Below are 7826 nucleotides of genomic sequence, written 5' to 3'. Positions count from 1 at the left end.
CCCGTGCCGACGAACGGTAACGTTGATACGTCGACCGCGGGTACGAACGGAGAGATGGACGACCGGACCCGCGAGTACCTCCGGGGTCGCTTCGGCGACTACTACCGGTCGGTCTCGCTGTCGCTCCCGCCCGACGCGAACCTCCGCGAGTGGGGCCACATCCCGTGGACCCCGGGGTCGGGGACGACGATGGTCCGCCACCAGTCGCTGTTCGATCTGGGCGACGTCGACACGTTCTTCGCGGACAACGCGCCGCGGCACGCCTACTTCTCGGCCGCGCGCTACGACGACCCCGGCGCGGCGACGATGGGCCAGAAGGGGTGGCGGGACGCCGACCTCGTCTTCGATCTGGACGCCGACCACCTCCCCGGCGTCGACCCGGAGACGACCTCCTACCCGGAGATGCTGGCGGCGTGTAAGGACGCCCTCCTCCGCCTGCTCGATTTTATCGACGACGACTTCGCGTTCGACGACGTGACCGTCGTCTTCTCCGGCGGCCGGGGGTACCACGTCCACGTCCGGGACGAGAGCGTCCGGGAGTTGGACAGCGACGCCCGCCGGGAGATCGTCGACTACGTGCGCGCGATCGAACTCGACACCGGCGGCCTGATCCACACCGTCTCCGAGCGCGGCACGACGAAGCGCGTCCTCCGCACCGAGGGCGGGTGGGGCGCACGCGTCCACGAGGCCCTGATCGAGTACGCCGACGACCTCCGCGAGAAGGACGACGAGGCCGCCCGCGACCAGCTGATGGAGCTCGACGGCATCGGCGAGGGGCGCGCGGAGACGATTCTCGGCGCGTTCGACCGCAACCCGGCCGCGGTCCGCGAGGGCAACGTCGAGGCCGGCGGCCCGGGCGTCAGACGGCTCGTCTCCGCGCTCGCCGCGCGCGTCACCGCGGAGGACGCCGCGCCGATCGACGAGCCGGTGACGACCGACACCCGCCGACTCATCCGCCTCCCGGGGACGCTCCACGGCGGGTCCGGACTCGTCGTCACGCCGCTCGACCGCGACGAACTCGCCGAGTTCGACCCGCTTCGGGACGCGGTCCCGGAGCGGTTCGTCGGCCGCGAGATCCGGGTCGAGACCGACGCGGATCGGACGGTAGAATTAAACGGCGAGCGCGTCAGAGTTGAATCCGGCACAGTCACCGTGCCCGAGTACGCGGGCGTGTTCCTGATGGCTCGCGGCGAGGCGCGGAAAGCCCCCGAACGATGATAGACGACGAATGAACCTCGACGAACTCCGGTCCGCGCAGGCGAAGGAGCGCCGGAAGGACAGCCTCCAGCACCTGCGGGACTCGTTTTACGACGACGTGGGCGCGTACGTCGCGGACCTCCGCGCCGCGCGCGACCGCCGCGCGGAGCAGGTCGACAATCCCTTTGAGGACGACGACGTGCGGCGGCTCTCCGACGAGGTCGAGACCGCTGAGGAGGTCGCCGAGGCCCTCTACGAGCGCCGGGTCGGGAAGGTCGTCAAGCTCGCCTCCTTCGCCGCGGCGGACATGTCGGTCGACGAGGAGGGGATGACGACCGAGGAGCGTCGGCTGTTCGACGACCTCGTCGAGCGCATCACCGCGAACAAGTCGGAGGTGCTCGACGTTCTCGCCGGCGAGTCGCCGGTCGCCGACGAGCCGGCCGGAACGGAGCGAGCGCCCGAGACGAACGGGGTCCGGTCGACCAGCGACCCGGAGCCCGCCGGTGCGGAACCGGTCGACTCGGAGCGGTCCGGGTCGACGCGCTCCGACTCGGCGTCCGCCGACACGGGCGCGCTCGCCGGCGCGATGGGCGGCGACGACGCGGACCCGGCCACCGACGGGTCCCCGGAATCGACCGCACGCGACGCGACCCCGCCCACCGAGTCCGACGGCGACGGGACGACGCCCGTGCCGCCCGACCCGGCTCCCCCGGGAGCCGTCGGGGTCGACGGTGAGGCCGACGGTACCGAGGGGGCGGACGGAACGGACGGTCTCGCGGACGCCGACCCCACCGGGGACGCGGCCGGCGAGGCCGGTCCGGGAGCGACGACGGACGGCGGCGCGGTTCCCGACGCGCGGGCGGGCGGCGAGCCGGCCGCCGAGACCGGTCCGGGGGGATCGGCCGCCGAGACCGACCCGACGGAGTCGACGGACCGGGCGACCGTCCGGATCACCCGCGACGTCGGGGCCATCTTCGGCGTCGACGAGCGCGAGTACGAGCTGGCGAGCGAAGACGTGGTCTCGCTCCCGGTCGAGAACGCCGACCCGCTCGTCCAGCGCGACGCCGCCGAGCGGGTCGACTGATCGACCGACGGACACTAACCCCGCGGGCGGCTACGGGCGGTCGATGGAGTTGGAGTTCCTCGGCGGTGCCCGCGAGGTCGGCCGGAGCGCCCTCCTCGTCGACGACGCCCTCCTCATCGACTACGGGCTCTTGGCCGGCGAGCCGCCGCGGTACCCCGTGCGGGACCCCGAGCCGGAGGCGGTCGTCGTCTCGCACGGTCACCTCGACCACGCCGGTGCCGTCCCGGCGCTGCTGAAGGGCGACCGCCGGCCGCCGGTCCACTGGACCCCGCCGACCGGGGAACTCGCGCGGACGCTCGCGGAGGACACGCTGAAGCTCCACGGGAACAGCCCGCTGTGCCCGTTTTCGGCGGAGCACGTCGCGCGGCTGGGCGAGGCGGAACGACGGCACGGCTACGGCGACCCCTTCCCCGTCGCGGGCGGCGTCGACGCCGGCGGCTACGAGGTGACGCTGTTCTCTGCGGGGCACATCCCCGGGTCCGCGCACGTCCTCGTCGACGACGGGGAGACGCGGCTGCTGTACACCGGCGACTTCCACACCGACGACCAGCGGCTGGTGGCGGGGACGACCGCGCGCCCCGACGCCGACGTCGTCGTCTGCGAGTCCACCTACTCGGACGTCTCCCACGAGCCCCGGGCCGCCGTCGAGGACGGGTTCGCGGAGAGCGTCGAGACGACGCTGTGGGAGGGCGGCACCGTGGTCGTCCCGGCGTTCGCCATCGGCCGGACACAGGAGCTACTGTTGGTCTGCGAGGCGCACGATCTCCCCTGTTACGTCGACGGGATGGGAAAGGGAGTGACACGGATGCTGCGGCGGTATCCCGAGTTCGTCCGCGACGCCGACGCGCTCCGGCGCGCGACCTCGCACGCCCGGTTCGTCACCGGCCGCGACGGGCAGCGCCGACGGATCGCCGAGAAGCGGGCGGCGATCGTCACCACGAGCGGGATGCTCTCGGGCGGGCCGGCGATGACGTACATTCCCGCGGTCCGGTCGAACCCGACGAACAAGGTCGCGCTGACGGGGTATCAAGTCGAGGGGACGCCCGGCCGAGAGCTGCTGGAGACGGGCAGCGCCGAGATCGACGGGCGCGTGATGACCGTCGCCGCGCGGGTCGAGGGGTACGACTTCTCCGCGCACGCGGACCGCGAGGGACTGCGGTCGTTCCTCGACGCCTACCGGGACGCGCGGGTGCTGGTGAACCACGGGGACCGGTGTGCGGCGTTCGCCGAGGAACTCCGAGAAGACGGGTTCGAGGCGAGCGCGCCCGAGATCGGCGAGCGGGTTGAGGTCTAGGACAGAGAGAACTGCGGTTGCCCACAGTCGACCAATTCAGTCACCGACGACCTCGCCGTCGTCGACCGAGGCGTTCGACAGGAACTCCTCGTCGACCGACCCCTCGTAGGCGACGCCGTCTCCCGATGACGGGGTCGTGTACGCGCCGGCCTCCCAGCCGGGATGGACATAGGTGAGGTCCTCATCGCGGAACTCGACGGCGACGACCTTCCAGTCCGATCCGGATCCCTCCGACGACGGATGCTGAACGACCTGCTTTCGGATCTTGTCTGACGTGTCGAACGGGATCGCTTCGTCGAACGCCACCGCCGTCAGATTCTCGACGCTCTCGGTCGGCGGGGTCTCGGCGATCCACACGTTCGCGGCGACCTCGCCGTTCCCATCGTCGACCAACACCCGACCGTTGGCGGCGTCGTCGAACGCCACGCCCGTCACCGTCGGCCCGCTCGGGACGCAGGTAACGGTGTGAGTTCGATCTACGGAGACGCTGACATCCGAGCCGCTCCCGTCAGCGCCGAACAGGAGTTCGACATCGCGTCGTGTAGGACAGCGGAGTGTGACAGTGACCTTCCCGGCGATCCCCTGATCGATGTGATCGGGCGCGTCAGACGTCACGAGCGACACGTCAGAATCTGGATCCGCGATCGAGACGTCAACGTCGAACTCGGTGAGATCGCTGCCGAACTGGTTCCGGTATTCGACGACCGCCGTGGACGCCCCGCTCTCGGTCTCGTTGGCGATCGGCTCATACCCGAGATATGCGCTGTCGTCGCCGGTGACGTTGACCGCGAGGCCGCGGTCGGCCTCCATCGCGGTGAACCCGCTCGTACCGAAGAGCAGTCCGACCGCCGCCGTGAACGCGAGCACGAGGCTCAGGGCACGGAGGGCTCGCACGCGGGTCGGCGGCGATCGGACTGTCGCGCTCATCCCCGTTTCCTGAGTTCTGGCGGTTTGTCGGTGTTCCCGAGCTTAGCACGCCGTCCGACGACATAGTGGACAGCCGACGACATCCCGAACGCGGTGACGGTGAAGATCCCGACGTCGATCGGGGAGAGACCCGCGAACCACGGCGTCCCGGTCGCGACGGCGGACAGCAGGGCAATGGCGACGCCCGCGAGCCCGATGTAGTAGAGGCTCCAGGGGATCTCCTTGCTGCCGAGAACCTCGACGTAGATCTCGAGACTCTCAAGCTCGGTCGTCGGTTCGACGAGGTTCCGATCCTCGTCGATGTCGACGATATCTTTCTCCTCCAGCTTCGGTAAGTGCGTGCGTTGGAGGGTACTGTACACGTTCCGGCGGTCCTCGTAGGTCACCTCTTCCGGGTCGACATCGAGCTCCCACGCGGTGACGTGCGTCGAGAGGTCGGAGACGTCGAGCGGCTCCTCCGTGCGCTTGAGCGCGTGGATGACGTACCGTCGCCGCCGGTTCGAGAGAACGTCGAAGATTTCGTCTTCGGTCAGTTGCTCCCCGGTACTTGATCCGTCCGTCGTGGCGTCAGCGGATAGCATTCGTTAGGACCCTCCCTGCCGGCGATTGATTTGTACCTCCGGCTGATTCCGGCATACCTCGATTGTTGTGACTGACATGACATGCCATAAATCAGTTGGATAGTTAACCTGTTAGTATAGGAAAAATGATAATAGATGGCCCCTCTCGCTGACGCTGAACGAGGATCCGTCCGTGTACAAGGAACGTATCTCCGCGTTCAGGCTTCCCTCAACTGAACACAGATCACACGTTGAGGGGCGCTTTTTCCGAAGCCGAATGCTTCAGGGGCGGATCGGTGACGACGGCGAGCCGCGCTCGTGACGCAACGAGGGAATCCCTGAGTTCCGTCGAGACGACCCCGCAAACATGTCGAGGATCTCATAACGAAGTACCACCCACCCCATGGCCTATCCGAGCACTCCCGGCTCGGACGCCCGGGCTGCGAGGGTGCGTGAACACAGGTGAGATACGACATGGAACGTCGCAAATTCGTCGTCGGACTGGGTGCATTGGCTTCAGGTAGCGCGGCTGCCGTGGGTACGGGTGCGTTCACAAGCGTGACCGCGACTCGGGATATCGACGTCGAGGTCGCTGATGACGCTTCTGCCTACCTTCGGCTCGAAGGAACGGGAGGGGCGAATTCGGATTACGTGACTGATGACGGTAACGGTGGCACGCTAGCGATTAGTCTTGCTAGCGGAAATAGCAGTGAGGTCTCAGGTGGTGGTGATGGTGTCAATCCCGACGCCGTTACGCAGATCGATGACCTATTCACTATCGAGAATCAGGGTACTCAGGAGGTCAACGTGAGTATCTCTAAGACCGGGGATAACTCAGGCCTCGTTAGCTTCTACCCCGAAGGTGAAGCCTACGACGGAAATTCACTCAGCGGTACGGACCTCACACTGTCTGCCGGGACCGGCTCCGATATCTGGGTTGAAGTCGATACGGAAGGGGCGAGTAACCTCTCAGACGGAGACGAGTTGCTCGACTCCGTGACCTTTACTGCGGAAGCAACTTCGTAGACCAATGGAACGTAGAAACTTCGTATTGGGCCTCGGCGCGCTTGCCGCTGGCAGCGGTGCCGCGGTAGGTACTGGTGCGTTCAGCAGCGTCCAAGCACAACGAGACATTGGGATTGACGTGGCGGGTGACGCCGACTCATACCTCGCAATCGAACCGGGAGATGAAAACGGAGACTACCTGACCGGTGCAGATAACTCGGCAGCTGCCCTCGATTTCACATCGAGTAACAATCAGGTCACCGGTGGAGGGGAGGGACTCAACGCGAACGCCCTGTCAACGTTCGATGATGTGTTTAGTATCCGGAATCAGGGGACGCAGGATGTTGAGTTACAGGTCACTCCCTTGGTGTACACCGATGTCGATGTGAATATCTATGATGGTGGCACCGTACTTGCTGTATTCCTCGTTCCGGTGAATCCAGATATTTTAGGAATAACTGACGCCAAACTCCAATTTGACATCTGGACTGGAGATGTTGATGTTGAAATCAGTGCAATTACAGTCAAAGACCTAACGCCCGGTGACGAGTTAGAATTCGGGATGGCTGCGATAGCATTCCCAGAAGAGGCGATCGACCAGTCCAGTATTGATAATGAACTCGTAATTGCTGCGGAGGAGGTGTAATAATGCCAGAAGAATACGATCCAACAATGAACGCTTACGAGGAGGCTGCGGAGCTTACGATTGATCTGAGTCCAGTTGACATAACAGAAGACGAAATCGACAGCGCTCTACAAGCGCTCCACGATGGATAGCTGTTAAGCGATTCCTGTCGTATTTTTGCCAAGACTGATTTGAGTGATTCCGTCGATATTCATTCCTTGATACCTATCGAGGACCAATTATTTTGGTAGCTATAGAAGATTACCTACCTTGGTGTCCACCAATGGTTCGCGACGTTGCTGGTGCTTATCGCCATCGCAGAGACTATTCTAATCTTTTCCATAAGTGCTACATTTATCGACAGCCCTCTCTCACCGACAAGGTCGTTCTCCAGCCCGTTGACAACCCGTACACGCACTTGACGTGGACAAGGAACTCATGATGATGGGAGAACCCATAGCGGGAGCGCCGACGGCTAGGAACCGTCACCGTGACCAAACAGGCCGACCGGGAAGAGTACCTTGAGGGCGACGACGGGACGGGCGAAAACGGAGGGATCGTCGGATCGCGAGACGAGGCCACGCCGTCCGATACCGGAGACGATCGACCGGCCGGACCGGCCGGTTTCGGACTCGAAGATTTCGCGGGGACTCGCAGCGCTTGTCGGTATCATTCTCGTGACGGTGTCCTTGATCCGACGCGCTCCCAGGTGACCCCGCCTAAGGAAGTAGTGGATTAGAATACATAGTACGACGCGATAACAGACAGTACAAAACGGTTTCCTCACGGTCGCCATGGACGAATGGGGCTCGGGACCGGCGTGTCGCCTACTCCCCGCCGTCGGTGTACGCCCAGTCGTCGAGCACGCGCTCGGCCCGCCGATTCGCGGCCGCGGGGCTCGGCCGCTCGCCGTCGGCGACGGTCGCCGAGAGCTGACGGGCCAGCTCGTACACGGCGCTGCCGTCCGCGCGGTCGGCCACCCGCTCGAAGGTGGGCCGGTAGCTCGCGGCGGCGCGCTGTCCGACGTCGTCGAGCGAGGCGTCGATGGTGTATTCGAGCTGACGGACCGCTTCCTCGGGTTCCATACGCGATCCACCGGCCCGTATCCACTTAAAGATACTCTGATTCGAAATT

9 protein-coding genes are annotated in these 7826 nt (G+C 65.3%); 6 read left to right on the top strand and 3 right to left on the bottom strand.

What is annotated here, in order from left to right; all coding sequences use genetic code 11:
- The first annotated feature begins 54 nt into the window (after window positions 1–54).
- The 3 genes from priS to C472_RS12885 are packed head-to-tail and all read left to right on the top strand — an operon-like array spanning window position 55 to window position 3575.
- A complete protein-coding gene (gene priS / locus C472_RS12895; RefSeq protein WP_006630282.1) occupies window positions 55–1218 on the top strand; it encodes a DNA primase small subunit PriS in 1164 nt (387 codons plus the stop codon).
- A 10-nt stretch (window positions 1219–1228) separates the two neighbouring features.
- Window positions 1229–2281 carry a DNA replication complex subunit Gins51 gene (locus C472_RS12890; RefSeq protein ID WP_006630281.1) on the top strand — a complete coding sequence of 351 codons (1053 nt, stop codon included), beginning with the start codon at window positions 1229–1231 and terminating at the stop codon, window positions 2279–2281.
- A gap of 43 nt (window positions 2282–2324) precedes the next feature.
- Window positions 2325–3575, top strand: a complete 1251-nt coding sequence (locus C472_RS12885) for an MBL fold metallo-hydrolase (RefSeq protein WP_006630280.1) — start codon at window positions 2325–2327, stop codon at window positions 3573–3575.
- A 36-nt stretch (window positions 3576–3611) separates the two neighbouring features.
- On the opposite strand, the gene C472_RS12880 is transcribed toward C472_RS12885, so the two are convergent.
- Both C472_RS12880 and C472_RS12875 read right to left on the bottom strand, forming a co-directional pair.
- Window positions 3612–4502 carry a hypothetical protein gene (locus tag C472_RS12880; protein ID WP_049906634.1) on the bottom strand — a complete coding sequence of 297 codons (891 nt, stop codon included), beginning with the start codon at window positions 4500–4502 and terminating at the stop codon, window positions 3612–3614.
- On the bottom strand, window positions 4499–5083 hold the full coding sequence (locus tag C472_RS12875) for a DUF7344 domain-containing protein (RefSeq protein WP_006630278.1): 585 nt from the start codon (window positions 5081–5083) through the stop codon (window positions 4499–4501). Before C472_RS12875 ends, C472_RS12880 begins: the two co-directional genes overlap by 4 nt.
- A 453-nt stretch (window positions 5084–5536) precedes the next feature.
- On the opposite strand from C472_RS12875, the gene C472_RS16405 reads away from it, so the two are divergent.
- The 3 genes from C472_RS16405 to C472_RS18040 are packed head-to-tail and all read left to right on the top strand — an operon-like array spanning window position 5537 to window position 6844.
- Window positions 5537–6088, top strand: a complete 552-nt coding sequence (locus C472_RS16405; RefSeq protein ID WP_082238260.1) for a DUF1102 domain-containing protein — start codon at window positions 5537–5539, stop codon at window positions 6086–6088.
- Window positions 6089–6092: 4 nt separating this feature from the next.
- A complete protein-coding gene (locus C472_RS12870) occupies window positions 6093–6713 on the top strand; it encodes a DUF1102 domain-containing protein (protein WP_049906632.1) in 621 nt (206 codons plus the stop codon).
- A gap of 2 nt (window positions 6714–6715) precedes the next feature.
- The gene (locus tag C472_RS18040) at window positions 6716–6844 is read left to right on the top strand and encodes a hypothetical protein (protein ID WP_275039752.1); all 129 of its coding nucleotides are present in this window, start codon (window positions 6716–6718) and stop codon (window positions 6842–6844) included.
- A 675-nt stretch (window positions 6845–7519) separates the two neighbouring features.
- Here C472_RS18040 and C472_RS12865 read toward each other — a convergent pair.
- Complete coding sequence (locus C472_RS12865; protein WP_006630276.1) at window positions 7520–7777, bottom strand: hypothetical protein; 258 nt, start codon at window positions 7775–7777, stop codon at window positions 7520–7522.
- Between the last annotated feature and the right edge of the window lie 49 nt (window positions 7778–7826).

The organism is Halorubrum tebenquichense DSM 14210 (assembly GCF_000337415.1).
Classification (GTDB): domain Archaea; phylum Halobacteriota; class Halobacteria; order Halobacteriales; family Haloferacaceae; genus Halorubrum; species Halorubrum tebenquichense.
The sequence above is the reverse complement of the archived record's forward strand: the minus strand, read 5'-3'. Positions and strand labels throughout refer to the sequence as shown.

Coding starts and splice junctions, on each gene's coding strand:
- C472_RS18040 (WP_275039752.1), top strand. CDS start 6,716: ATGCCAGAAGAATACGATCCAACAATGAACGCTTACGAGGAGGCTGCG.
- C472_RS16405 (WP_082238260.1), top strand. CDS start 5,537: ATGGAACGTCGCAAATTCGTCGTCGGACTGGGTGCATTGGCTTCAGGT.
- C472_RS12875 (WP_006630278.1), bottom strand. CDS start 5,083: ATGCTATCCGCTGACGCCACGACGGACGGATCAAGTACCGGGGAGCAA.
- C472_RS12880 (WP_049906634.1), bottom strand. CDS start 4,502: ATGAGCGCGACAGTCCGATCGCCGCCGACCCGCGTGCGAGCCCTCCGT.
- C472_RS12865 (WP_006630276.1), bottom strand. CDS start 7,777: ATGGAACCCGAGGAAGCGGTCCGTCAGCTCGAATACACCATCGACGCC.
- priS (WP_006630282.1), top strand. CDS start 55: ATGGACGACCGGACCCGCGAGTACCTCCGGGGTCGCTTCGGCGACTAC.
- C472_RS12870 (WP_049906632.1), top strand. CDS start 6,093: ATGGAACGTAGAAACTTCGTATTGGGCCTCGGCGCGCTTGCCGCTGGC.
- C472_RS12890 (WP_006630281.1), top strand. CDS start 1,229: ATGAACCTCGACGAACTCCGGTCCGCGCAGGCGAAGGAGCGCCGGAAG.
- C472_RS12885 (WP_006630280.1), top strand. CDS start 2,325: ATGGAGTTGGAGTTCCTCGGCGGTGCCCGCGAGGTCGGCCGGAGCGCC.